At 79.0% G+C, this 581-nt stretch carries 1 pseudogene; it reads left to right on the top strand.

Going from position 1 to position 581, the window contains the following annotated elements:
• Positions 1-581 (top strand): annotated as a pseudogene (locus ACWJ6R_RS37775) (hypothetical protein); the annotation flags it as partial.

The following is a 581-nucleotide window of genomic DNA, read 5'->3' on the forward strand; positions in this document are numbered from 1 at the left end:
CCGCCGGTACGGCCACGGCCACCCTCGGCGGGGCCGCGCTCGACCACGCCGGGCTGGCCCGCGGCGGGCTGCTGATCTCCGGTGCGACGGTCTCACCCGAAGGCCGGCTGGGGGCCGGCCGCGGCGTGCGGGCCAATCCCGTGCCCGGTACGCCGTGGTCGTCGGGTCCGTCGTCCGAGCTGTTCTCCCGGCCCCTGGCGGAGGCGGCCGCCGAGGTCTTCTCCGGGCACACGCCGGACGGGGCGCCGGCCGCGGACCGATTGCTCGGATGCGAGCTGGTGGTCGTCGGCGCGCAGGGGGACCGCCTGCTCGCGCGGGAGGCGGGGGGAGGACCGCCGGTCCGCCTGGTGCCGGCCCACTCCCACTCCGAACTGGCCCACGTCGCCAATCTGAGGCTGCTCGCCTCCCGGCCGGGCCTGCGGATACGGGTGGTCGGCCGTCCGCACCCCGGCCGGGCGGCCACCCTCGTGCCGCTCGCGGTCGGGCCGGTCCCCGGGACCTCGCCGACGCTCCGGCTGCCCGCCGACGTGGCTGGACCGCGCGGACCTGGGCTGACGACCGCCTCCAGGCGGCCCATCGTC

This window comes from Planomonospora algeriensis, from assembly GCF_977012225.1.